Origin of the sequence: Flavobacterium sp. HBTb2-11-1, from assembly GCF_009826975.1 — a bacterium.
In the GTDB taxonomy this organism is placed as follows: domain Bacteria; phylum Bacteroidota; class Bacteroidia; order Flavobacteriales; family Flavobacteriaceae; genus Flavobacterium.
Genome location: NZ_WUMO01000009.1, coordinates 112,132 through 137,183 on the forward strand (window position 1 = coordinate 112,132; position 25,052 = coordinate 137,183).

Genomic DNA, 25,052 nt, shown 5'->3' on the forward strand with positions numbered 1-25,052 from the left:
TCGTGGCTATTTTAAATTATTGCGAGAAGAAAAAAACTCAGTACCTTAGCGCCTTAGAAACTTAGCATCTCAAAAAAAAATGAAACAAATTACTTCAGTTCAAAATCCGTTTATCAAATCTTTGGTTTTACTTCAAGAAAAAGCCAAGGCCAGAAAACAAAGCGGAACATTTTTGATTGAAGGACAACGCGAAATTTCACTAGCCATAAAAGGCGGTTATGAAATCGAAACAGTTCTATTTTTACCTGAATTAGTTTCAGAATCAGAAATCAATAAATTAATACAAGCTCCTTTTCAGATTATCGAAATCAATAGAGAAGTTTACCAAAAACTGGCGTATCGCGACACTACAGAAGGTATTTTAGCCGTTGCTAAAACCAAATCCTTAAAATTATCTGATTTAAAACTATCTGATAATCCATTAATTTTGGTTGTAGAATCTTTAGAAAAACCTGGAAATATTGGTGCTGTTTTACGAACTGCCGATGCTGCCAATTTAGATGCAGTTTTGATCGCCAATCCAAAAAGCGATTTATACAATCCAAATATTGTCCGTTCGAGTGTTGGTTGCCTTTTTACGAATCAGATTGCAACTGGAACAACAGCAGAAATTATTGCTTTCTTGAAAGAAAAAAAGATTAATTTCTACAGCGCCACTTTACAGAATTCCACTTCATATCATACCCAGAATTTCACAACTCCAACCGCTTTAGTTGTGGGTACAGAAGCAACTGGTTTAACGCAAGAATGGCGTGACGAAGCAACTCAAAACATCATTATTCCAATGCAAGGAGAAATCGACAGCATGAATGTTTCTGTCGCTGCCGCTATCTTAATTTTTGAAGCAAAAAGACAAAGAGGATTCTAATTTAAAAGGTGTAAAGGAACAAAGATGCAAAAGTTCTGAGGTTCAAATTAAAAGTCTTCAACTTTTAATTTTTAATCTTTAATTTTTAATTTAAAAAAACGACTGCTTCAATGTCTAGCTAAGCAGAGTCGAAGCCTTATTCCTACATGGAAAATCTAAAATCTGCACTCTAAAATCAACAATCTAAAATCTTGTGTATGTTCAAACTAATTCTTATTTTTAGTACTTGAACTATGCCGTTATGACAGAAATAGATATCGAAAAAGAAAACAAAGCTATTGCGCAGGAATACAAGGAATTACTTCGAATAAGTTACCAAACTTTAACCCCAGCAGACAAAAAATTAATTAGAAAAGCATTTGATGTTGCCGTCGATGCGCACAAAGAGCAGAGACGTAAATCGGGCGAAGCTTATATCTTTCATCCTATTGCAGTTGCAAAAATTGTTGCCTCAGAAATTGGTCTGGGAGCGACCTCTATCGCTGCGGCTTTACTTCACGATGTTGTAGAAGATACGCCAATGACCGTTGAAGACATTGAGCGTTTGTTTAATCCTAAAGTGGCACAGCTGGTTGAAGGACTTACGAAAATCTCATTAGTTCAAAAAGATTTGAATGCCTCGATGCAGGCTGAGAATTTCAGAAAAATGATTCTGACGCTGAATGATGATGTTCGTGTAATTTTAATTAAACTTGCCGATCGTCTTCATAACATGCAAACCATGGATTCGATGGCGGAATACAAACAGACCAAAATCGCATCTGAAACTTTATACATTTATGCTCCTCTAGCCCATCGTTTGGGACTTTATAACATTAAAACCAAATTGGAGGATTTAGGATTAAAATATACTGAGCCTGCAGTCTATGATGACATTGTAAGCAAAATTCGCGAAACTAAAGAACAGCAGGACGCATACATCAAAGACATTTCGGAGGTTTTGAAGAAATCTTTAGACAACGAAGGCATAGATTATATTATCAAAGGCCGACCAAAATCGATTTATTCTATTCGTCGAAAAATGCGTGCGCAAAACGTAACATTTGATGAAGTTTATGATAAGTTCGCACTTAGAATTGTGTACAAAGCCGATCCGCATGAAGAAAAATTCATAGCCTGGAAAATATATTCTATCGTAACAGACCATTATAGACCGAGTCCGAGCCGTTTGCGTGACTGGATTTCATCTCCAAAATCAACTGGTTATGAAGCCCTTCACATCACCGTTATGGGGCCAAAAGGACGTTGGGTTGAAGTTCAGGTGCGAAGCGAGCGTATGGACGAAATCGCCGAAAAAGGTTACGCAGCTCATTACAAATATAAAAATGGAGCAACAGAAGAAAGCGGTTTGGACACATGGCTAAACTTACTACGTGAAGCTTTGGAAAACCCAGAAACCAATGCAGTTGATTTTGTGGAAGATTTCAAAATGAATTTGTATTCTAAAGAAATCTTCGTATTTACTCCAAAAGGAGAAATTAAATCGTTGCCAAAAGGTGCCACTTCTCTTGATTTTGCTTTCAGTATTCACTCTGAAATTGGAATTAAAACTCGCGGAACTCGTGTAAACGGACGTTTAGTTCCGTTGAATTATGAACTAAAAAGTGGTGATCAGGTCGAAGTAATTACTTCTCCAAACCAGAAACCAACGGTAAACTGGTTGGAATACGTAACAACTTCGAGAGCTAAAAATAAAATCAAAAACGTTCTGAACGAGAACACCAAAAAAATTGCAGAAGAAGGAAAAGAATTACTGGTTAGAAAATTAAAACACCTAAAAGTTACCTTTAACGAACAGGTTACAAATGAGTTAGTAAATTTCTTTAAACTAAAAACCAGTTTGGATTTATTTTATAGAGTTGGAATTGGTGCTATTGAAAATCAGCAGTTAAAAGATTATGCCGCGCAGAAAAGCAATTCGTTTATCAATTTCTTCAAAAATAAAATTAAACGAAATAAAGATACTGCAGCCGAAGATATTCACAAACCAGTTATCAGCAGCAATTACGACATGCTGGTTTTTGGAACTGAACATGACAAATTAGATTATAAACTTTCGCAATGCTGTAACCCTATTCCTGGTGATGATGTTTTTGGTTTTGTGACTATAAATGAAGGAATAAAAGTGCATAAAAAAGACTGTCCGAATGCAATCGGAATGCAGTCTAACTATGCTTACAGAATCATGAGTGCCAAATGGATTGATTCTTCACAAGAGGAATTTAAAGCCATTATCAATATTACAGGAATGGATGTTTTAGGACTTACCAACCAACTTACACGAGTAATTTCGAATAATATGAGCGTTAATATTCAAAGTATTTCCTTGAGTACAGACGCAGGAATTTTCCACGGTCAGATTGCGGTAATTGTAAAAAACAATACCATTTTAAAGAAAATGATCAATGCCATTAAGAAAATTGACGGGGTAGATAAAGTTACTAGAGAGTATAGAACCTAACTTTTTAGGGAAACTATAAGAATTTTGTAACGAAACTTTAAACCCGAAACTTTTATTCATTAAAAATAAAAAATTATCTTTGCCGGATATGACACTTATTTCAACTGACAACACTAAGAATCAAGAAATTGTAAAAAATGTTTTTACACTATATCTTGAACAAAAAGGGCATCGCAAAACTCCTGAGCGTTATGCTATACTTCAGGAAATTTACGATAGCGAAGAGCATTTTGATATTGAAAACCTCTATATCAAAATGAAAAACAAAAACTATCGTGTGAGTAGAGCTACTTTATACAACACGATTGAGTTATTGTTGGACTGCGCTTTGGTTAGAAAACATCAATTTGGACAAAATCAGGCTTACTACGAAAAATCATATTTTGATAAACAGCATGATCACATCATTATGACAGATTCGGGAGAAGTAATTGAATTTTGCGATCCAAGAATTCAAACCATCAAAAAGACTATTGAAGAAATTTTTGATATTGAAATCACTAATCATTCGCTTTATTTCTACGGAAACAAAAAGCAAAATTCAAATTCATAGTCTATTCAACTAGACTTTTTCAAAAAAAAAAATAAAAAAAAGAAAATTAACTACATAATCAGTAGGACAACTTTGATTGTCCCAACGCAAATTAAAACAGAATGACCGTAGATTTATTACTAGGATTACAATGGGGAGATGAAGGTAAAGGAAAAATTGTAGACGTACTTACCTCAAATTATGATATTATTGCACGTTTTCAAGGAGGACCAAATGCAGGACATACATTAGAATTTGACGGAATTAAACACGTACTTAGAACAATCCCTTCTGGAATTTTTCATAAAAACTCAGTAAATGTTATCGGAAATGGTGTTGTAATTGATCCTGTAGTTTTTCAAAAAGAAATTGAAGGTTTAGAGAAATTCAACCTTGATATCAAAAGCAAATTAATCATTTCGAGAAAAGCACATTTAATTTTACCAACTCACCGTTTATTAGATGCTGCTTCTGAAGCTTCTAAAGGTAAAGCTAAAATTGGTTCTACTCTTAAAGGAATTGGGCCAACTTACATGGACAAAACGGGTAGAAATGGTTTACGTGTTGGAGATATTGAATTAGAGGATTTTAAAGAGCGTTACAGAGCTTTAGCTGACAAACACGAAGCTATGATTGCTTTTTATGACGTTAACATTCAATACAACTTAGCTGAATTAGAAAAAGAATTCTTTGAAGCTGTCGAAGAATTAAAAAAATTAGATTTCATTGATAGTGAAGAATACATGCACCAAGCTCAAAAAGCTGGAAAATCTATTCTTTGCGAAGGAGCTCAAGGATCTTTATTAGATGTTGATTTCGGAACTTATCCTTTCGTAACTTCATCAAACACTACTGCTGCTGGAGCTTGTACAGGTCTAGGAATTGCTCCTAACAAAATCAAAGAGGTTTACGGAATTTTCAAGGCTTACGTTACACGTGTTGGTAGCGGACCTTTCCCAACTGAACTTTTTGACGAAGTTGGCGCTACAATGGCAAAAGTAGGTAACGAATTTGGTTCTGTAACAGGAAGACAAAGACGTTGCGGATGGTTAGATCTTGTTGCTTTAAAATATGCAGTTCAAGTTAACGGAGTTACTCAGTTAATGATGATGAAAGGTGACGTTCTTTCTGGTTTCGAAACTTTGAAAGTTTGCACAGAGTACAACTACAAAGGACAAAACATTTCTCACTTCCCTTATAACATTGAACCAGAAAACGTTACTCCAATTTACAAAGAGTTTAAAGGATGGAAGCAAGATTTAACAGGATTGACAACTTACGATCAATTGCCAATTGAGCTAAAAGAATATATTGAGTTTATTGAAAAAGAAATCGAAGTGCCAATCAAAATCGTATCGGTTGGACCAGATAGAAAACAAACAATAACAAAATAATACATTTAAACGCTCTGATTATCAGAGCGTTTTTTTTTGACTATTACCGACATGAGAAAAAATCCAGAAATTGAGATCACAGAAACCAAATTGTTATCCGACAATTGGTATATATTAAACAAAGTTACTTTTAACTATAAAAAAGAAAATGAAAAAGTAGAATCACATATTCGTGAAGTTTATGACCGCGGAAATGGTGCTGGAATTTTACTATATAATTCAGCAAAAAAGACAGTTATTCTAACGCGTCAGTTTCGTTTGCCAACTTATCTTAACGGAAATAAAACGGGAATGATGATTGAAGTTTGCGCCGGTCTTTTGGACAAAGACAATGCAGAACAAGCTATAATTCGTGAGACAGAAGAAGAAACAGGCTATCGATTAAAAAAAGTTCAAAAAGTTATTGAAACGTATATGTCACCAGGTTCCGTAACAGAGATTTTGTATTTATTTGTTGGCGAATATGACGAAAGCATGAAAGTAAGTTCTGGTGGTGGACTTGACGCAGAACAAGAAAACATCGAAGTTTTAGAATATACTTTTGATGAAGCTTACGCTATGATTGAATCTGGAGAAATTACTGATGCTAAAACTATTATGCTTTTGCAGCATGCAAAAATTAAAGGCTTGATTTAAAAGTTTTTTGAGTATTTTAGATGAATCAAAAAATCTAAAATGCTCAAATTCAAAATAGCTCTGGTTTTCTTTTTGCCGCTTTTTGTTTTTTCTCAAAACGAAAAATGGCCAGCAGAAAAACTCAAGCAAGATTTAACCATTTTTAAAGAAATAAGAGAAAAAGCCAATTCTGGACTTTATAAATACAGAACAAAACAGCAGATTGACAGTATTTATTCTTGGGCTTTTTCGCAAATCAATACGCCCAAAAGCCTTATAGAATTTTATAAAATAGTTTTGCAGATTACCGATTTTGAAGGAAGTCTGCATAACGACACTACACTTCCTGAAGATTTTGAAAAGAAATATTCATCGGGAAATGTTTTCTTTCCTTTTCCTGTAAAACTTATTAATAGTCGGCTGATCCTTAATTTTGAAAATACTCAAATTCCGCTGGGATCTCAAATTTGTAGCATTAACGGAATCAAAACTTCAAAACTGCTTTCATCTTTCTACAAATACTACACCACCGACGGTTATAACATCACAGGGAAATCAATTGGAATTGGGAGTTCTTTTGCCAAATATTTTGAAATGGAATATGGTCCGCAAAAGAGATTTATAGTAGAATATTCGCTTCCAAATCAAACCAAAAGATTAAAAAAAACAGTTTCAGCTGTTTCAAACGAAATTCGAAAAGAGAATTTCAAAAATCGCCATTCACTTCCCATTGATAGTTTACAATACAACCGTGCAAAGGATAAATATTCTTTTAAAATTATCTCCAATAATACAGCTTTACTTTCTGTCCATACTTTTGTAATTGGCCGAAACGCAAAACATAAAGAACATTTGGCTTATAAAAAATACCTAGACAGTTGTTTTAATTATCTTTCAAAAAACAATCAGATAAAGAATTTAATTGTTGATGTAAGAAATAATGGCGGTGGAACTGATCCTAACGACATTGTTACCTTTTCTTATTTAGCAGAAAAACCGTTTCGTGAAAATGCATCTGCTTATGTCAATTTTCAAGAAGTTCCTTTTTCTGAATATTTAGTTTATGAAGAAACTGAACCGCAGAAAAAACAGGAAGAAAAAAAGGATTTTGAAGATGAATTGAAAGAAGAATTTCCAAAGTCGGAAAACGGGAAATACATTCAAGACGAAAAATTCAACCCATTATTACAGGCTGATAAAAACAGTTTTAAAGGTCAGATTTATTTATTAATAAGTCCAAGAATTGCTTCTGCAGGCTCCTTATTTGCTTCTTTGGTTGCAGGAAACACAAATGCAATTGTTGTTGGCGAAGAAACTATGGGCGGTTATTTCGGTCATAATGGCCACACTCCTATTGAATACGAATTGCCCAATACCAAAATTAAAACACAATTTTCGATTGTAAATCTAGAACAAGATGTTCCTAAAAAGCCCAATCAGATTTTTGGAAGGGGCATAATTCCAGATTATGAAGTGAAGCAGACTTTTGAAGATTTTATGAAAAACAGAGATACGCAATTGGAATATACTTTGAAATTGATTGAGGAATAAATTGAATATTTTTGGAAATTTTCTTCATCAGAACACAATTTAAAATTCCTGAATACTCAAACAAAATTCTGATTATAAATCACTTAACTTTTTAATTTTTCTAAAAACAAAGCTATATTACCAACACTTCAGAAGAAAAATGAGCTATTTGAAATTTCTAAATGAAAATCCCGAAACCAATTCAAAAAATTATGTAACCCTTTTCAGCTATCAGATGTATAACTTTATATTCATAAAAATACCAACCTATGAAAAAGTTATATTACACAGCAAACGCCCTACTGATTTTAATGTTAGTCTTATTAGGTTCTTGCAAAAAAACCGATACTATAACATTGACTGAAAATAAAAAAGAAAAAAAGAAAGTAATTGAATATAAAAAGCCAGAAACAGTTTCTTATCAAATCACAAATACAAAAGAATGGCTGAAACTAAATGAAGCTGACAGTTCTAAAATGGATATTGTTTACGCTTTAAACAGAACAGATAAAACCAATTTTAAAAAACTGGATTCTGTTGTAATTCCAGCAGATTTTAGCGGAGATTTGGTTTATTATCTTCCATTTCCATTACACGTTTCTGCATTAGAAGAAGTTTCAAAAATTATCCTTTTTTCTTATCCGATGCAGACCTTTGCCGCTTACGAAAATGGTGAACTGGTGCGTACGGGTCCAACCAATATGGGAAGAAAAAAAGATCCTACTCCTACCGGATTATTTTTCACCAATTGGAAAGCAGAAAAAACAACCAGTACATTTAACGATGAGTGGGAACTAAAATGGAACTTTAATATTGAAAATAAACTAGGAGTTGGCTTTCATCAATACGATTTGCCAGGATATCCAGCTTCTCATTCTTGTTTGAGATTATTAGAAAAAGATGCCAAATATCTTTACACTTTTGCTGACGAATGGATTCTAAAAGACAAAGAAAATGTAAAAGTAAAAGGAACTCCTGTTGTAGTTTTTGGAAGTTATGATTTTGACGGACCAAAACCTTGGCTAAAATTAGCATCAGATCCTGAAGCTCTAAATATTCCAGAATCTGAAATTGAAAATCAGGTAAAACCGTTTTTAAAAGAGATTTTAGAAAATCAAAATCTACGAGAAGCCGAGCCTACAAAAACAATATAAATATACTCTCGATATAAAAATCAGCTGAAATGATATACTTTATTTCAGCTGATTTTTTTTATGTTTATTGAATATTTGGCTAAAGCTCAACACTTAACTATTATAAACCTCCAGCTCAAGCTGGAGGCAATTTATAAAGTTCAAACCTCCGAACTTTGAACCTTTGCCTCTTTGCTCCTTTGCACCTAAAAAAAGAAAAAAACTTAGAATCTCAGAAGCTTAGAATCTTAGCAACTTAAAAAAATAATCCATAAATAAGCGATCGTTCATTTATTATTTATATCTTTGTGCCATAATTAATTAGAATTATGAGAACAAGAGATATTAATAAAGAAGAAATTGTAAAACAAAAAGCAATAGAAATGATCGTTAACCAAGGCATAGAAGGCTTTGGAATGAACCGTTTGGCAAAAGAATGCGGAATATCTGTTGCTACACTTTATATTTATTATTCAGACAAGGAAGATTTGATTCGCAAAATTGGAATCGAAATTGGCCAAAATTTCTTTGAAAAGATGTTTGATGGCTTCTCTACAAATATGTCTTTCAGAGACGGATTACGAAATCAATGGGAAAATCGTATTTATTTCAACCAAAATTTTACGCTACAGGCTAACTGTTTTGAACTGTTAAGGCATTCTACATATGGTGATGCAATCATACAAGAAGTGACGGGAGAATACAAACAAATGATGACTGAATTTATGCTGTCGGCAATTGAGAGAAAAGAACTTATCTCTGTTCCTTATGAAGTCTTTTGGAGCATTGCTTACGGTTCGCTTTATTCTCTTCTAGAATTTCACAGAGACGGAAAATCAATGTCTGGAAAATCTTTTGTTCTTAAAGAAGAAATTAAAAATGAAGCTTTTAATCTGGTTTTAAAAGCGCTGACTCCATAAGTAAATCTCAAATTCCAAATTCCAAATTCCAATCTTGGAACCAAAAGGCAAACTCCAAAAACTAAATTCCAAAAACTAAATTCTCAATACTTTATCACTCTGTGCAAAGTGACAAAGCAATTACAATAATATTAATTTAAATAAAATGAAAAATTCAATTATAGAAAATAAAAAAATTGCCATTATTGGCGGTGGTCCAGTTGGATTGACAACTGCTAGAATTCTTCAAATTAATGGTGCTGATGTCACAGTTTACGAAAGAGATATAAATGCTCAAGCTAGAACTTCGGGTGGAACTCTTGACATTCACTCAGATTCTGGCCAGTTTGCCATTCAGAAGGCAGGTTTAATGGATGAATTCTACAAATATGCTCGACCAACTGGAGAAAAAATGGCCGATATGGACGGAAACATAACTTCTGACGAAATGCCAGATGAAACCAACGCTTTTTCACGTCCAGAAATTGACCGAAATGATCTTAGAAAAATTATGCTAGATAACCTTAAAGAAGGAACAGTTGTTTGGAACAGTCAACTGGTTAACATCGAAAAAACAGAAAACCAATATATTTTGGAATTTAAAAATGGAACAAAAACAACTGCTGATTTTGTTATTGTTGCCAATGGCGGAAGATCGAATGCACGAAAATTTGTAAGCGACCAAGAACCTCAGCTTTCTGGAGCTTATATTATTCAAGGCGAAATTACAAATCCCGATCAAGATTATCCTGAATTTAAACCGAAATACGGCAACGGAAATGTAATGGCAATGGGTGAACACAAAATGTTTTATACTCACACCATGCGCGACGGTTCTGTGCATTTTGGGGTTTCTTTTAAAGCTGATGAAGATTGGATTTCAAACCATGGAATCAACTTTGAAGACGATAAAGCTGTAATTGCTTTTTTAAATGAAACTTTTAAAAACTGGAGCGATGATTACAAAAAATTCTTTGCCTTATCGACTGATTTTTCAGGGTTGCCTTTGAGACTCTTTTCGTTAGAAGAACCTTGGAAAGAACATTCCAACATTACTCTTGTTGGTGATGCCGCACATCTAATGCCTCCTTTTGCTGGCGAAGGAGTAAATATGGGATTGTTTGACGCTTTTCATCTAACGCAAAATTTAACCAACCGAAAATTCGAAACCATTGATGAAGCAATCGCTGATTACGAGAAAAAAATGTTTGGTTATGCTTTAGAAGCGCAACGTATGACGAAAAAAATGGAAGATTTATTGCATTCTGATATTGTGGCTGAAGATATTTTAAATAGTAGATTCTAATTAAAGTAAGATAATAAAATTAAAAAAGGCGTAAGAAAAAAATCTTACGCCTTTTGTTTTATATCAAAACTTAAAATTATCTAGAATAATTCGGAGCTTCTTTTGTAATTGTTACGTTATGCGGGTGGCTTTCAGTGATTCCGCTTGAAGTGATTCTTACGAAACGACCTGTTTCTTGTAAAGTAGGAATATCTTTTGAACCACAGTATCCCATACCCGCACGGAGACCACCAATAAACTGAAGCATACTTTCGTTTAATTCTCCTTTGTAAGGCACACGTCCAACGATTCCTTCTGGAACTAGTTTTTTAACATCGTCTTCAACATCTTGGAAATAACGATCTTTAGAACCTGTCTGCATTGCTTCAACAGATCCCATTCCGCGGTAAGATTTGAATTTTCTTCCTTCAAAAATAATTGTTTCTCCTGGAGATTCTTTTGTTCCTGCTAATAATGAACCTAACATTACACAGTCAGCACCTGCAGCGATAGCTTTAGGAATATCTCCTGTATAACGAATTCCTCCATCTGCAATTACAGGAACTCCAGTTCCTTTGATTGCCGCAGCAACTTCTAAAACTGCTGAGAATTGAGGGAAACCAACACCTGCAACGATACGTGTTGTACAGATAGAGCCAGGACCGATTCCAACTTTTACTCCGTCTGCTCCATTTTCTACTAAATATTTAGCAGCTTCTGGAGTAGCGATGTTTCCAACTACTACGTCTATTTGAGGGAATTTTGCTTTTACTTCTTTTAATACATTTACTACACCTTCTGTGTGTCCGTGAGCTGTATCGATAATGATGGCGTCTACACCAGCAGCAACTAAAGCTTCTGCTCGTTGAACAGCATCTCCAGTAACTCCAATTGCAGCAGCCACTCTTAAACGGCCAAAAGAATCTTTGTTTGCGATTGGCTTTTGAGTCAGTTTTGTAATATCTCTGAAAGTGATTAAACCAACTAATTCGTTTTTATCGTTTACAACTGGTAATTTTTCGATTTTATGACCTTGCAAAACTACTTCTGCCTGCTCTAGTGAAGTTCCTTCAGAAACCGTTACTAAGTTTTGGCTTGTCATAACCTCAGCGATTGGTCTTGCTCCGTTTTTTTCGAAACGTAAATCACGGTTTGTAACGATACCTTTTAAGATTTTATTTTCGTCAACGATTGGAATACCACCGATTCCGAATTCTTTCATAGCGTTTTTAGCGTCAGCAATTGTAGAGTTCATTGGTAAAGTTACCGGATCGATAATCATACCTGCTTCTGCACGTTTTACTTTTCGAACTTTTCCTGCTTGCTGTTCGATAGTCATATTTTTATGTAAAACACCAATTCCGCCTTCTTGCGCCATAGCAATTGCCATTGCGCTTTCTGTAACTGTATCCATCGCAGCTGATACAATTGGAACGTTTAATGTAATGTTTTTTGAGAATCTTGATTTAATGCTCACTTCGCGAGGAAGCACATTCGAGTAGTTAGGTACTAATAATACATCGTCGTAAGTTAAACCTTCGCCGATAATCTTGGAGTTGTGTGCTATCATGGTGCAATTTCTAGTTGAATTGCGTGCAAATATAGTGAATAAATTGCTAACTTGAATACTAACTTATTCATAAATTTGTATTTACAGGAAAAGTCTTTCAAATTAAATTCCAATTTTTTTAAATTCCAAATTCCAAGTCAGATCAAAAAAAAGCTTTGCTTTTTGAGGAGTTTGGAATTTGGAATTTGGAATTTGGAATTTGGAATTTAAAAAAATTGGATTTTATCTATTCTTTATCTTGAAAAACAAAATTGATTCCGACCTGAAAGGCCGCACTGCTAGCTTTGGAGATATCTTTATATTCTAAAACATTATTGACCAAAGCATAAATATTTACTGGACCAATTGTTCCTGCAAGTCCTAAACCAATATTTGTATTTGAAAAAGTATCTAAAGTGTAAGTGGCTTTTAAATCTAATTTCTTAAAGATATTTCTTCGATAAAAAGCTGTCAGGGCAAATAGAGGTGTTCGAGGGGCTGACATTGCAAAAAGCTGTGCTCCAACCGCATTTTTATAATATTTATTAACTTTTCCATGACAATTGCATTCGTCATCGGGGCGAGCCTCTCCAAAAGAATATTGAATGGAAGAATACAATTTTGTCGGACGCCAAGTAGTGTACTTATTATAAAGTGTATCTCTTGGTATGGCTTTATCAAATTCGTTAAAGACATTTTCTGGATCGTCTGAGCCCAAAAAATCGGGATTAGCGCCATTGTATTGGTAAGTTCCTTTATACGTAATCGTTTCTATGTCTTTGGTCTGTCTCACAAAACCCAAATCTATAATACTTGCTGTTAGCTGTAAATTGTCTTTTATATAATAGGTAATTCCAGCATCAACGCCAAAACCTAGGCTTCCGTTAAAAAAAGTATTATTGGCAATATCGCGCGCTATATTTCCTTCGTATTCATCTTTAGTAAACCGAGCAATTCCAGAGGTTTTTAATTCTAAATTGGAAGAAATAATCTGGTTATAAAGGTTTGGAGTTCCAGGTTCTTGTCCTGTATATATATACCCTGAATTTTTGGTTGAAGTAGCATTTGCTCCACTCGAATAGATTTTGGCACGTCCTCCGTAGACAAATTTATCATTGACTTTTTTATGAAAACCTACATGAAAAACAGAAAGCACTTCGGCTTTCATATTTAAATCGCCTAGATTAAATGATTTTCCGATATAATTTCTATTTCCATCTAAAGCTAATAATGCGAGATCTTTTGGAACAAACATAAAAAAATCGAATTCCTGGTACAATCCGAACGAAATATAGGAACGACTTTCTCTTCCTCCTATTCTAAATCCGCCAGAAAATATTTCCAATTGCTGATTGGTCACAACTTTGTCATTGCTGGAAGATTTATTGATGACGTTTCTAACTTTTTGATTAAAATCGACACCATCATTGGCGAATAAATCATAAGCTGAGAAACTGCTAGAACCCACATTTGCTGAAATTCCAGATAAAACTGGAAATCCGAAATAATATTCATACGAAATATCTGCTCCAGGATTTACAAGCGAGGATTGCGGAATTGAAGTAAAGTTATATAACAGCTCTCTGTTTTGAGCAAAACAGGAAAGATGAAAAAATAAGCAAAGAATTAGTGCCTTTCTCATTCGATTACTAAATAAGCCGTTGCACTTGATCTTAATTTTAAATTTCCTGTACTCTCGCTATTCAATGGAGGTCCCGCAGCAATTATTACCACAAAGCCAATTTTTTGTGTTTGTTTTAAAAGATCTAATCGCGCGTTTTCAAAAACTTCTGTAGGGTATTTTATAACATTTGGAGTTCCTTTATAGGATGGAACTGTAAAAGAGATGGTTTGCAAAACCTGATTTTGGTCGTTAAGCAAAAGCATGTTTAAAACAAAAGCGCGGTCTATATTATTTTCGACTTCAAAATCAAAATCAGCTCTTTTGAGACGTTCAGTAAAAAATTTGTCTTTAAAAACATCAAAATCTCTAGAATCATAGCCAATGTTCGTTCCTCCATCATCTACAAGTCTACTTGCTGGAATGTCGAAATAAGCAAGGTTTGCGACAAAAACAGGTTCTAGCTTAAAATCATTTACTTGATCAAAATCTAAATCGCTTGAACAGGAAAATAATAAAAAGACTGAAAATAGTAAGCTGGAAATTTTACTTAGTGGTTTTGTCCTCATGATAATAGTTATATCAATACTAAATGTAACGCATTATGTTTACATTCATTATCTAAGATACGAAAAATAACTATTTTTTAATGGAACTTTCCAAACAATTTTGAAGCTTCGTTATAAGCGCTCTCGAAACTAAGAGAATTAAGTCCTGTTGCTTTTTTATTGGCTGTAAAATACGAAATCAGTTTTTCTGTCGGCATGTTTCCTGTCAGTTTATCGGTTGCCATTGGACAGCCTCCAAAACCTTGAATCGCACCGTCAAAACGTGTACAGCCTGCTTTTGCTGCGGCGTCGATTTTTTCGAACCAGCTTTCAGGAGTTGTATGAAGATGAGCGCCAAATTCAATTTCAGGATATTTCGGAATCAAATCTGAAAACAAATAGGTAATTACTTCTGGTGTAGAAGTTCCTACAGTATCAGAAAGCGATAGGATTTTCACGCCCATTCCAGCCAGTTTTTCAGTCCACTCGCCTACAATTTCAACATTCCACGGATCTCCATACGGATTTCCGAAACCCATAGAAAGATACGTAACCACTTCTTTGTTTTTCTTATCTGCCACTTCAAGAATTTCTTCAAGTGTAACCAATGATTCTGCAATAGTTTTGTGCGTATTACGCATCTGAAAGTTCTCCGAAATAGAAAAAGGAAAACCTAAATATTGAATCGGTTCGTAGTTTGCAGCTGTTATCGCACCTTGTGTGTTGGCAATAATTGAAAGTAGTTTGCTTGTTGTCTGCGAAAGGTCTAATTGCGCCAAAACCTCAGCAGTATCTTGCATTTGCGGAATAGCTTTGGGAGAAACAAAACTTCCAAAATCAATGGTGTCAAAGCCAACTCGCAACAAAGCCTGTATGTAAGTAACTTTATTTTTTGTTGGAATAAAGGTTTTGATACCCTGCATGGCATCTCTAGGACATTCAATGATTTTGATTTCTTTATTCAAAGCTTATTCTTTTGTAAAGGCTAAGTTAGTTTCTTTTTTAATGAAATAAAAGATAATTTTAGCTCAATCCGATTATTACTGAATATTGTAATAGCCAACAACATTACCTAAAAACGTAATATTTAAATATATTACCAAAAAGCGTAATAATAGATTTTATTACTTATATTTGTAATACAAAGTTTATAATTTTTTAATTATATTTGAGTTATGACTAGTGTAATTACAGCAGACATTATTGGTTCGAGACAGCAATCTGAACACTGGGTTGATGACCTAAAGAAAATTTTAGCGCCATTGGGCCATACGCCAAGTCAATGGGAAATTTACCGTGGAGATGAATTTCAGATTGAAGTGACAAATCCTGAAGATGCTTTGCTTACCGCAATTTTAATAAAGGCGCATTTAAGAACTATTAAATCTGATGCTCGCATGAGTATTGGTTTTGGAGATAAAACGCATAATGCTGAAAGAATATCTGAAAGCAATGGTTCTGCTTTTATACATTCAGGAGAGCTTTTTGAAACTTTAAAAAAACAGAAAGTCACATTAGCGCTTCGAATTGGAAATACTGATTTTGATGAAAAACTCAATTTAATGCTGCAGCTTGCATTGACCTTTATGGATAGCTGGCTGGTACAGTCGGCAGAATTTGTGGCATTGGCAATAGAAAATCCAACCTTGTCGCAAGAAGAGTTAGGCCAAAAATTAGGCATAAACCAAGCTGCTGTGAGCAGAAGACAAAAACGCGCTCAGTTTGATTTGGTTATGAATTTAGATCGTTATTTTAGAACACAGATAAAACAACTTGCCCCATGATTTTATTTATAAAACTTCTTCTCGCTCATTTATTAGGCGATTTTATCTGGCAGCCTAATTCTTGGGTTGCCGACAAAGAACTCAAAAAACATAAAAGTGTTTACTTATATATTCATATTTTACTGCATGGAGTTTTAGCAGCGGTCTTAGCGGGCGAAATCAATTTTATACCTTATGCAGCTGTGATCGCTGTTATGCACGGAATTGTAGATTTAATCAAACTGAATTTCCAGAAACCTAAAACCAAACGCACTTGGTTTGTAGTGGACCAAATTGCACATATTTTAATTTTAATTGGAATCGTACTTCTGTACGAAAATAAGCCAATACCTGATTTTTGGAATGACAATCAATTCTGGATTCTACTTGTCGGATTTTTATTGCTCACAAAACCAACCTCTATTTTTATAAAGACTATCATTTCAATCTGGGCGCCAGAAAGCAAAGACAGCAATGAGGATAATTCACTAATTGCTGCTGGAAATTATATTGGTATTTTAGAACGCTTATTTGTTTTCGGTTTTATTTTAACCGGACATTTTGAAGCAATCGGATTTTTATTGGCTGCAAAATCTATTTTCAGATTTGGAGATTTAAAAGAAGCCAAAGACCGAAAATTGACCGAATATGTTTTAATCGGCACTTTAATCAGCTTTGGAATTGCAATACTTGCTGGATTAACCGTTCAAGCCTTATTTTTACAATTGCTCTAAAACTTTTTTGTTGATTACTTTTATCAATGCTGGACCTTCATAAATAAATCCAGTGTACAATTGCACCAAACTTGCTCCTGCGTTTAATTTTTCAATTGCATCATCGGCAGAATGAATTCCTCCCACTCCAATAATCGGGAATGCTTTATTGCTTTTTTCTGAAAGAAAACGAATGACTTCTGTAGAACGTTTCGTTAATGGTTTTCCAGATAAACCTCCCATTTCTGTTTGATTAGCCGACTGTAAACCTTCTCTAGAAATAGTGGTATTTGTTGCAATTACACCTGCAATCTGAGTTGTTTTTACAATATCAATAATATCCAATAATTGCTCATCTGTTAAGTCTGGAGCAATTTTTAAAAGAATTGGTTTTACTTTTTGAGTGCTTGTTTTTTGCTTTTCGATATTTCTGTTCTGCAAAGTCTGCAATAAAGCTGTCAAAGGTTCTTTGTCTTGTAAAGCTCTTAAATTTGGCGTATTTGGCGAACTTACATTCACAACAAAATAATCTACATGATTAAAAAGCGCATCAAAACAAATGATATAATCTTTTACGGCATCTTCGTTATCGGTCACTTTGTTTTTTCCGATATTTCCTCCAATTAAAACACCTGAATTCTTTTTAAGACGCTCTACAGCTTCTAAAACTCCTCCATTATTAAACCCCATTCGGTTAATAATCGCTTGATCTTCTTTTAGACGGAATAAACGTTTTTTGGGATTTCCTTCTTGTCCAACTGGCGTTACAGTTCCAATTTCGATAAAACCAAAACCAAAATCGCCTAGTTCTTTATACAGTTTCGCATCTTTATCAAAACCTGCAGCAAGTCCAACTGGATTTTTGAATTTAATTCCGAAAACTTCTCTTTCTAATCGAGTGTCTTTTACTACATAAATCGATCTTATAATTGCCGAAACTCCAGGGATTTTTGAAATGAATTTTACAAATGAGAAAGTAAAGTAATGCACTTTTTCAGGATCAAAACAAAAAAGTATCGGACGAATTATCAATTTATACATAAGAGTTGTGTTGTTGTTATTTTGGCTGCAAATTTAAATATTATAGTTTAAAAAGGTGCTTTTTTACAAAAAACAAATAATTTCATTTTTGTTTAATTATTTCATCTATAAATAAAACAATTTTAAAAAATTAGAATGCAATAGCCCAAAAACGTGTTTTTTTTATGTTGCAAGTTATAAAATGAAACAAGTTTGGCTCTTCTAAAATCCTCTCTGAGGTTAATAATCTTTACTTTTGAGATATTCATCTCATATATACCATCAAAATAGATTGATTTATAAAAGAATAGAAATTCTATTCTTTTTAGATTGTTTTTATATCCAGATTCAAAAGAGTACCCTTAAAAAGATTAATTAATTAATAACTTTAATCATGAAAGTCAGTAAACAATTCATCCTGAAAAGTATTTTCACCCTGCTATTTTGCCTTTCATTTGGCTTAACTTCAAAAATATCTGCTCAGGCAGATCCGCAGAAAGTAACAAAAGAGAATTTCCATGGTGTCATCGAACTTGACATTAGAAATTCAAAACCAGACTGGAAACCCTACACCAAAAAATCAGCTCCAGAAGGTGCGCCAAACGTATTGTTTATCTTATACGACGACACAGGACAGGCTGCCTGGTCTCCTTATGGAGGAGCCATCAACATGCCAACACTACAAAAATTAGCAGACAATGGTATTACCTATACCCAATGGCATACTACAGCATTATGTTCGCCAACTCGTTCTACTTTATTAACGGGTCGTAACCACCACTTAAATGGTATGGCATCCATCACCGAAACGACAGATGGTTATCCTGGAGCAAACGGACAAATCCCAGCTCAGTGTGCTACTATTGGTCAAGTATTACAACAAGCAGGATGGAGTACTTTCTGGATTGGAAAAAACCACAACGTACCTGAACAAGACGTTTCTTCTGGAGGTTCCAAAGCACAATGGCCAACCCAAATGGGCTTTGACCGCTATTATGGATTCATAGGAGGCGAAACCAACCAATGGTATCCTGATTTAATAGAAGACAACCACTTTATTGAGGCGCCTTACACTCCTGAAGAAGGGTACCACTTATCTAAAGATTTAGCCGATAAAGCCATTGAATATATCAAAGACCAAAAAGCCACCAACCCTTCTAAACCATGGTATATGTGGTATTGTCCTGGAGCGAACCATGCACCACACCATGCACCAGAAGAGTACATTGCTAAATACAAAGGAAAATTTGATGCTGGTTACGATGCCTATCGCGAATGGGTATTACCTCGCATGATTGCTAAAGGAATTGTGCCTAAAGGAACTAAAAACACCGATTTCAATTTCTTACCTCCTAATATTGCTAATCCTGGTGATTATGTAAAACCTTGGAATAAACTAAGTGCTGATGAGAAAAAATTATTCTCAAAACTAGCTGAAGTGTATGCAGGTTTCTCCGAATACACTGATGCTCAAGTAGGACGTGTTATTGAGTATTTAGAAAAAACAGGTCAGTTAGAAAACACTGTAGTTCTTTACGCAGCCGATAATGGTGCTTCTGGCGAAGGTTCTCCTTCTGGATCTGTAAACGAAAACAAATTCTTTAATGGTTATCCTGATGAATTATCTGAAAATTTAAAATATTTGGATAAACTAGGAGGCCCAGATACTTACGAGCATTATCCTACTGGATGGGCTGCGGCTTTCTCTGCTCCTTACAAAATGTTTAAACGTTACAGTAATTATGCAGGAGGAACTTGTGATGCATTAGTAATTTCATGGCCAAAAGGAATTAAAGCCAGAGGTGAAATCCGTAATCAATACCACCATTCTACTGACATTGTACCTACAATTTTAGACATCTGTGGTTTAGAAATGCCTACTAAATATAATGGCGTAGATCAATATCCATTATCTGGAGTTTCAATGAAATACTCGTTTGATGCTAAACCAGATGCTCCTACTCAAAAACACATTCAGTATTACACTATGTTAGGTACTAGAGCCATTTGGAAAGACGGTTGGAAAGCAGTTGCTGTACACGTACCACTTACGGGTAAAAGCAACTTTGACAAAGACGAGTGGGAATTGTACAATGTAGATGTGGACAGAGCTGAGTCAAACAATTTGGCTAAAAAGAACCCTGACAAATTAAAAGAACTTAAAGATGCTTGGTTTGAAGAAGCGAATAAAAATTTAGTTTTACCTCTAGACGACCGTTCTCCTATGGAATTATTAAGCACAGAACGTCCTTCTCAAGAAAAACCAAAAACTCGTTACATTTACTATCCTGGAACTGCTGCCGTACCAGAAGGTGTCGCAGTAAACGTACGTGGTCGTTCATACAAAATTGTAGGTGATGTAGATATTAAATCGGGAGCTTCAGGAGTAGTTTTTGCTCACGGATCTCGCTTTGGAGGACACACTTTATTCATCAAAGACAATAAATTATACTATGTCTATAATTTCTTAGGAATTCAGCCAGAACAAACTTTTGTTTCTTCGGCGACCTTAGCTCCTGGTAAACATGCCTTAGGATTTGAGTTTGTAAGAGAAAGTACCGGTAAAAACGGAGAGCAAATTGGTACAGGTCATTTATACATTGACGGCAAAGAAGTAGCCAAAGGTCCTATGAAAACACAACCAGGTAAATTCACACTTTCTGGTGATGGTCTTTGTGTAGGATTCGATAGTGGCGACGCTGTAAGTCATCAATATAAATCACCAGGTACTTTTAAAGGTGGAGAAATCTTAGGTGTTGGTGTTGATATTAGCGAACAAAGCTATGAAGATCTTAATAAAGAAGCTTTAAGAATTATGAAAAGCGAGTAGTCTATAGAAAAATTAAAGAGGTATTTATATACTGAAAAAAGTAAATAAAATACCTCTTTTTTATTAAAGATTAAAAACTAAATCACAATGACTAGTACAAGCCATCTTAAAAAAACACTTTTTCTAACAGCCCTTTTGTACTTAATCATTCAAAACAAAATTTCAGCTCAAGAAAACGAAGAAAAAGCTTTTAGTCGACACCATCAAATTGGCATTTCTATCAATCATGTTCATGTTTTCGAAGGCCGTGATGACGAGGGAAATCGAGAAACTTTAACGCTTCCTGCTTGGGGAATCGATTATACGTTTCAGTTTCATGAAAAATGGGCTATTGGTCTTCATACCGATTTTATTGTAGAAAAATTTAAAGTAGAAAAGGTTTACGCAAGCGGAGACGGCAAAGAAACTGTAGAAAGAAGTTATCCTATTGCCCCTGCCCTTATGGGAATTTACAAACCAAACGAACATTGGAGTTTTCTCTTAGGTTTTGGAGGCGAATTTGCCAAAGAAGAAGATTTTTTCTTAACCAGAGCTGGTGTAGAATATGGCTACGAACTCCCTAAAGGATGGGAAATTTTTGGCACTGTGAGCTACGACTTTAAATGGAACGCATACGACAGCTGGGGAATCGGTTTAGGAATTGCAAAAAACTTTGGAGGAAAATAAATTATACAAACCTATTGATCTTATGTGCAGCTCAAACAAATCAAATCGCATCTATAAAAGCCTACTCTTCATTTTCTTTTTATTAATTGGTTTTAAAGGATTTTCGCAACAAGAAAAAGATACCACAAAACTAATGAATGTTCGCTATGGCAGTAAAGGAATTGAATTGGAAACCCGAGACAAGAAATTCCTCTTCCAATTGGCAAGCCGTCTGCAGTTTCGCTTTTCAACGCCAAATGATACAGATCCTTTGACTTACGATGATTATAGTCAAGATGCTAAAACCACTTTTAAAATAAACCGTGCCAGATTAAAAGTCGGCGGTCATGCTTTTGAACCTTGGCTTAAATATTATTGGGAATATGAGTTGAGTCAATCTAATTTACTTGACTTCAGAATAATGATCGAAAAATGGGATTGGCTGAGTTTTAAAGTTGGACAATGGAAAACAGAATTTACGCGCGAACGATTTATAAGCAGTGGCGAACAACAAATGGTAGACCGATCCTTAATCAACCGTCCTTTTACTGTAGACAGACAATTAGGAGCTGAAGTATATGGCCATTTAAAAGGAAAAGGCATTGCCGATTTCAATTATTGGGCCGCAGCATTGACAGGAACTGGACGAGGAAGCACTTCTAATGATGATAATCATTTAATGTATTTTGGAAGGGCGCAATGGAATTTTTTAGGAAGATTTCTTGATTTTGAAGGCTGTGACTTAGAATTTCATGAAAAACCCACTCCCATTATTGCTTTTTCTGCGATAACCAATCGAAGTCCATACACTAGATTCTCGCAAGCTGGAGGAGGTTCTCTGGACGGATTTGAAAATGGTTTGCCAGGACAGTACAGAGTCAATCAATGGAATTTTGAGACCGCTTTTATGTATCGTGGTTTTTCTTGGCAGAGTGAATTGCACACCAAGGAAATCATTGACAAAATAAATAACAATGACACCACCATAATGAAAGGGTATTACATTCAGGCAGGATATTTTTTTCATAATGTTTTTGACTGGTGGCCCAAACACTTAGAAATGGCTGGCCGTCATGCCGCATACAGACCTGATAATTCAATAAGAGAAAATAGACAGGATGAATCTACATTGGCTTTTAATTGGTTTTTTAAAGGACATAAAAACAAATTGACTTCTGAGGTAAGCTATTTTAGCTTTCAAGACAAAACACTTCCCTTACAGCAGGGATGGCGATTTAGAATACAGTGGGATATTTCATTATGATTCAAACTTTTAGCTCATTAACATAAATCGAACCTTTTTTTTCATAACTTTAAATCACATAAATTACTGAATATGAAAAACATATCCAAAACAGTAAAAAAACTGGCACTTTTAATGTGTTTGACCGCAACTTTTTTCTTTACCTCAATTGATGGTTTAGCGCAACGTCATCGTGGCGGTGGCGGATTTAACAGAGGTGGCGGAGGAGCAGTTCATACCAGACAAGCAAGACCTGCTACTCAATCTAGACCCAATGTATCAAGCCCCGCAACAACGACGAGGCCTGCAACAACCAGACCTGGTGCTAATAATTCTGGGACTCAAATTACAAGACCATCCAACAATTCCAACAGGAATAACGCTGTAAATAGAAACAATACTGTCAACCGCAACAATATTGGCAACAGAAACACCAACATAAGCGGCAATACGGTTAACAGAAACAGAAATAACGTTAATATTAATGTTAACAATAGCGTTCATGTTCGCAATAACCGAAATACTGTAGTTCGTCCAGGATATAGACCATATACACGCCCACCTTATGTGTATGGCGGTTACAGATATAATTGTTACCATCCATATTATCCTCGTCCTTATGTGCCTTTTTATTGGGGTCCGGTTTGGCATCCTTGGGGATTTTTTGTAGCGACATTGGCAACTACAGCAATTATTGTAAGCGTACAAAACGAGAAGTATCACTACGACCAAGGAGTTTGGTATACCTCTACTAATGGTGGCTATACGGCAGTTCCTGCACCAGTTGGCGGAACTGTAAATAATATCCCTAGCGGAGCAGAAACAGTAAATACGGGAACGGTAAATAATTATTATTACGGAGGAACGTATTATGAAAAAGATGGCGGGAAATATACTGTAGTTGCTCCTACAGCGGGAACTATTGTGGAGAAATTGCCTGAAGGCGGAGAAGAAGTGACAATAGGCGATGCTAAATATGTGAAATTTGGCGAAACCTATTACCAGCCCGTAAAAATTGACGGAAAAGACAAGTATGAAGTTGTGTCAGTTGAGAAAGATAATTAATTTTATTAATTCTATAAAATTAATATAACTTAAAAGTTATTTTGCCTAATTTTATACCCGCTATTGATAACCATATAAGCTCAAAATAATAAACCATGAAAAACAAAACCTTTTGGATTTTTGCATTACTCACATTATCCATTATTTCAATTGCGTATAGTTATACTAAATTTACACATAAAGCAGAACAGGCAGCTGTGGAGTGCCACGAAACTCCAAGCACTGCAGAATCTGAATTCAAACCGACTATAGAAAACAAATACAAACCAGCAGAAAAAGCGCCAAAAGGCATGGTTTGGATTCCAGGTGGCGAATTCTCTATGGGCACCAATGTTGAAGACGAAAGTTTATGCAGTATCAAAGGCGTTACCAAAGATGCCGCACCTATCCATAGAGTTTATGTAAATGGCTATTATATGGATGAAACTGAAGTCACAAACGAAGAATTTGAAAAATTTGTAAAAGCTACAGGTTACGTAACTGTTGCGGAACAAAAACCAACTAAAGAAGAATTTCCAACGGCCAACGAAGAAGATTTAATAACAGGTTCTGTGGTCTTTACTCCCACTCCTTCAGCAGTTAATTTGAATAACTTTCTGCAATGGTGGCGTTATGAGCCAGGAGCCGACTGGAGACATCCAGAAGGTCCGCAAAGCAGTATTAAAGGAAAAGAAAAATATCCTGTAGTTCACGTTGTCTACGAAGATGCTGCCGCTTATGCGAAATGGGCTGGCAAAAGACTTCCAACAGAAGCAGAATGGGAATTTGCAGCGCGTGGCGGTAAAACCGGAAATCTATACGCTTGGGGAAATGATTTAAAACCTAAAGGAAAATTTCAAGCCAATATTTATCAAGGACATTTCCCGATTAAAGATGGCGATACAGGAGAAGACGGATTTAAAGGAATCGCCCCAACAAAACAATATGCTCCAAACGGATATGGTCTGTATGATATGGCAGGAAATGTTTGGGAATGGGTAAACGACTGGTACAGCGTCGACTACTACAAAACGTTGGCAGAAAGCGGTAAAACAGCAAAAAATCCACAAGGACCAAATGCTTATTACGATCCTAATGATCCGTCTGAAATAAAACGTGTGCATCGTGGCGGTTCATTTTTATGCACTGACCAATATTGCACCCGATACATGGTGGGCACAAGAGGAAAAGGCGAAATCAGATCGGCGGCCAATCACGTTGGATTTAGATGCGTAAAAAGCAAATAACAAACTTAAGATACTAGAAAGGGATTCAATTTAGAATCCCTTTTTTTATTAATCCAGATATTGGGAAGCTAAATTTTGCAGCGGAAAAATTTTTCTATATTTGCTAAAAATC

Annotated in this window: 21 protein-coding genes; 16 read left to right on the top strand and 5 right to left on the bottom strand. The window is 35.1% G+C overall.

Annotation, left to right across the window (positions count from 1 at the left end):
• Positions 1 to 79 precede the first annotated feature (79 nt).
• From GR162_RS18905 to GR162_RS18945, 9 genes are all read left to right on the top strand, one after another.
• The gene (locus GR162_RS18905) at positions 80 to 868 is read left to right on the top strand and encodes an RNA methyltransferase (RefSeq protein WP_160783391.1); all 789 of its coding nucleotides are present in this window, start codon (positions 80 to 82) and stop codon (positions 866 to 868) included.
• A gap of 241 nt (positions 869 to 1,109) precedes the next feature.
• Positions 1,110 to 3,329: a bifunctional (p)ppGpp synthetase/guanosine-3',5'-bis(diphosphate) 3'-pyrophosphohydrolase gene (locus GR162_RS18910; protein ID WP_008462217.1), complete on the top strand. Its 2,220-nt coding sequence runs from the start codon at positions 1,110 to 1,112 to the stop codon at positions 3,327 to 3,329.
• 88 nt (positions 3,330 to 3,417) lie between these two features.
• Positions 3,418 to 3,882 (top strand): Fur family transcriptional regulator, encoded by a 465-nt coding sequence (locus GR162_RS18915; RefSeq protein WP_008462215.1) that lies wholly within the window; start codon positions 3,418 to 3,420, stop codon positions 3,880 to 3,882.
• 101 nt (positions 3,883 to 3,983) lie between these two features.
• Entirely contained in the window at positions 3,984 to 5,255 is a 1,272-nt protein-coding gene (locus tag GR162_RS18920) for an adenylosuccinate synthase (RefSeq protein ID WP_160783392.1), read from the top strand.
• Between the two features lie 51 nt (positions 5,256 to 5,306).
• Entirely contained in the window at positions 5,307 to 5,891 is a 585-nt protein-coding gene (locus GR162_RS18925; protein ID WP_008462213.1) for an NUDIX domain-containing protein, read from the top strand.
• A gap of 39 nt (positions 5,892 to 5,930) precedes the next feature.
• Positions 5,931 to 7,421, top strand: a complete 1,491-nt coding sequence (locus GR162_RS18930; RefSeq protein WP_160783393.1) for a S41 family peptidase — start codon at positions 5,931 to 5,933, stop codon at positions 7,419 to 7,421.
• Positions 7,422 to 7,669: 248 nt separating this feature from the next.
• Positions 7,670 to 8,554, top strand: coding sequence for a L,D-transpeptidase (locus tag GR162_RS18935; RefSeq protein ID WP_160783394.1), 885 nt, complete (start codon positions 7,670 to 7,672; stop codon positions 8,552 to 8,554).
• Positions 8,555 to 8,862: 308 nt separating this feature from the next.
• Positions 8,863 to 9,453, top strand: coding sequence for a TetR/AcrR family transcriptional regulator (locus tag GR162_RS18940; protein ID WP_008462210.1), 591 nt, complete (start codon positions 8,863 to 8,865; stop codon positions 9,451 to 9,453).
• 145 nt (positions 9,454 to 9,598) lie between these two features.
• Complete coding sequence (locus GR162_RS18945; RefSeq protein ID WP_160783395.1) at positions 9,599 to 10,738, top strand: NAD(P)/FAD-dependent oxidoreductase; 1,140 nt, start codon at positions 9,599 to 9,601, stop codon at positions 10,736 to 10,738.
• Between the two features lie 76 nt (positions 10,739 to 10,814).
• Here the strand turns inward: GR162_RS18945 and guaB are convergent, their stop codons facing one another.
• The 4 genes from guaB to GR162_RS18965 all read right to left on the bottom strand — a co-directional run bounded on the left by guaB (position 10,815) and on the right by GR162_RS18965 (position 15,400).
• Positions 10,815 to 12,287 carry an IMP dehydrogenase gene (gene guaB / locus GR162_RS18950; protein ID WP_008462205.1) on the bottom strand — a complete coding sequence of 491 codons (1,473 nt, stop codon included), beginning with the start codon at positions 12,285 to 12,287 and terminating at the stop codon, positions 10,815 to 10,817.
• A gap of 226 nt (positions 12,288 to 12,513) precedes the next feature.
• Entirely contained in the window at positions 12,514 to 13,908 is a 1,395-nt protein-coding gene (locus GR162_RS18955) for a DUF5723 family protein (RefSeq protein ID WP_160783396.1), read from the bottom strand.
• Positions 13,905 to 14,456, bottom strand: coding sequence for a hypothetical protein (locus GR162_RS18960; protein ID WP_160783397.1), 552 nt, complete (start codon positions 14,454 to 14,456; stop codon positions 13,905 to 13,907). Before GR162_RS18960 ends, GR162_RS18955 begins: the two co-directional genes overlap by 4 nt.
• A gap of 77 nt (positions 14,457 to 14,533) precedes the next feature.
• Positions 14,534 to 15,400: a hydroxymethylglutaryl-CoA lyase gene (locus GR162_RS18965; protein ID WP_160783398.1), complete on the bottom strand. Its 867-nt coding sequence runs from the start codon at positions 15,398 to 15,400 to the stop codon at positions 14,534 to 14,536.
• A gap of 210 nt (positions 15,401 to 15,610) precedes the next feature.
• Between GR162_RS18965 and GR162_RS18970 the strand changes: the two genes are divergently transcribed.
• Both GR162_RS18970 and GR162_RS18975 read left to right on the top strand, forming a co-directional pair.
• Entirely contained in the window at positions 15,611 to 16,219 is a 609-nt protein-coding gene (locus GR162_RS18970) for a hypothetical protein (protein ID WP_160783399.1), read from the top strand.
• Entirely contained in the window at positions 16,216 to 16,932 is a 717-nt protein-coding gene (locus GR162_RS18975) for a DUF3307 domain-containing protein (RefSeq protein WP_160783400.1), read from the top strand. The genes GR162_RS18970 and GR162_RS18975 overlap by 4 nt, the downstream gene beginning before the upstream one ends.
• On the opposite strand, the gene GR162_RS18980 is transcribed toward GR162_RS18975, so the two are convergent.
• Positions 16,918 to 17,952, bottom strand: coding sequence for a quinone-dependent dihydroorotate dehydrogenase (locus GR162_RS18980; protein WP_160783401.1), 1,035 nt, complete (start codon positions 17,950 to 17,952; stop codon positions 16,918 to 16,920). The two genes, GR162_RS18975 and GR162_RS18980, sit on opposite strands and share 15 nt — an antisense overlap.
• Before the next feature lie 373 nt (positions 17,953 to 18,325).
• On the opposite strand from GR162_RS18980, the gene GR162_RS18985 reads away from it, so the two are divergent.
• From GR162_RS18985 to GR162_RS19005, 5 genes are all read left to right on the top strand, one after another.
• On the top strand, positions 18,326 to 20,761 hold the full coding sequence (locus tag GR162_RS18985; protein WP_160783402.1) for an arylsulfatase: 2,436 nt from the start codon (positions 18,326 to 18,328) through the stop codon (positions 20,759 to 20,761).
• Between the two features lie 87 nt (positions 20,762 to 20,848).
• Entirely contained in the window at positions 20,849 to 21,427 is a 579-nt protein-coding gene (locus GR162_RS18990) for a hypothetical protein (protein ID WP_160783403.1), read from the top strand.
• A gap of 22 nt (positions 21,428 to 21,449) precedes the next feature.
• The gene (locus tag GR162_RS18995) at positions 21,450 to 22,670 is read left to right on the top strand and encodes a porin (RefSeq protein ID WP_160783438.1); all 1,221 of its coding nucleotides are present in this window, start codon (positions 21,450 to 21,452) and stop codon (positions 22,668 to 22,670) included.
• Between the two features lie 72 nt (positions 22,671 to 22,742).
• A complete protein-coding gene (locus tag GR162_RS19000; RefSeq protein ID WP_160783404.1) occupies positions 22,743 to 23,714 on the top strand; it encodes a DUF6515 family protein in 972 nt (323 codons plus the stop codon).
• Between the two features lie 95 nt (positions 23,715 to 23,809).
• On the top strand, positions 23,810 to 24,940 hold the full coding sequence (locus GR162_RS19005; protein ID WP_160783405.1) for a formylglycine-generating enzyme family protein: 1,131 nt from the start codon (positions 23,810 to 23,812) through the stop codon (positions 24,938 to 24,940).
• The last annotated feature ends 112 nt before the right edge of the window (positions 24,941 to 25,052 follow it).

Bases quoted from the DNA above. Each gene is read 5' to 3' on its own strand.
- GR162_RS18920 (WP_160783392.1), top strand. From the start codon at position 3,984: ATGACCGTAGATTTATTACTAGGATTACAATGGGGAGATGAAGGTAAA.
- GR162_RS18995 (WP_160783438.1), top strand. From the start codon at position 21,450: ATGTGCAGCTCAAACAAATCAAATCGCATCTATAAAAGCCTACTCTTC.
- GR162_RS18915 (WP_008462215.1), top strand. From the start codon at position 3,418: ATGACACTTATTTCAACTGACAACACTAAGAATCAAGAAATTGTAAAA.
- GR162_RS18980 (WP_160783401.1), bottom strand. From the start codon at position 17,952: ATGTATAAATTGATAATTCGTCCGATACTTTTTTGTTTTGATCCTGAA.
- GR162_RS18945 (WP_160783395.1), top strand. From the start codon at position 9,599: ATGAAAAATTCAATTATAGAAAATAAAAAAATTGCCATTATTGGCGGT.
- GR162_RS18990 (WP_160783403.1), top strand. From the start codon at position 20,849: ATGACTAGTACAAGCCATCTTAAAAAAACACTTTTTCTAACAGCCCTT.
- GR162_RS18955 (WP_160783396.1), bottom strand. From the start codon at position 13,908: ATGAGAAAGGCACTAATTCTTTGCTTATTTTTTCATCTTTCCTGTTTT.
- GR162_RS18975 (WP_160783400.1), top strand. From the start codon at position 16,216: ATGATTTTATTTATAAAACTTCTTCTCGCTCATTTATTAGGCGATTTT.
- GR162_RS18925 (WP_008462213.1), top strand. From the start codon at position 5,307: ATGAGAAAAAATCCAGAAATTGAGATCACAGAAACCAAATTGTTATCC.
- GR162_RS19005 (WP_160783405.1), top strand. From the start codon at position 23,810: ATGAAAAACAAAACCTTTTGGATTTTTGCATTACTCACATTATCCATT.
- GR162_RS18910 (WP_008462217.1), top strand. From the start codon at position 1,110: ATGACAGAAATAGATATCGAAAAAGAAAACAAAGCTATTGCGCAGGAA.
- GR162_RS18905 (WP_160783391.1), top strand. From the start codon at position 80: ATGAAACAAATTACTTCAGTTCAAAATCCGTTTATCAAATCTTTGGTT.
- GR162_RS19000 (WP_160783404.1), top strand. From the start codon at position 22,743: ATGAAAAACATATCCAAAACAGTAAAAAAACTGGCACTTTTAATGTGT.
- GR162_RS18970 (WP_160783399.1), top strand. From the start codon at position 15,611: ATGACTAGTGTAATTACAGCAGACATTATTGGTTCGAGACAGCAATCT.
- GR162_RS18960 (WP_160783397.1), bottom strand. From the start codon at position 14,456: ATGAGGACAAAACCACTAAGTAAAATTTCCAGCTTACTATTTTCAGTC.
- GR162_RS18935 (WP_160783394.1), top strand. From the start codon at position 7,670: ATGAAAAAGTTATATTACACAGCAAACGCCCTACTGATTTTAATGTTA.
- GR162_RS18985 (WP_160783402.1), top strand. From the start codon at position 18,326: ATGAAAGTCAGTAAACAATTCATCCTGAAAAGTATTTTCACCCTGCTA.
- GR162_RS18930 (WP_160783393.1), top strand. From the start codon at position 5,931: ATGCTCAAATTCAAAATAGCTCTGGTTTTCTTTTTGCCGCTTTTTGTT.
- guaB (WP_008462205.1), bottom strand. From the start codon at position 12,287: ATGATAGCACACAACTCCAAGATTATCGGCGAAGGTTTAACTTACGAC.
- GR162_RS18940 (WP_008462210.1), top strand. From the start codon at position 8,863: ATGAGAACAAGAGATATTAATAAAGAAGAAATTGTAAAACAAAAAGCA.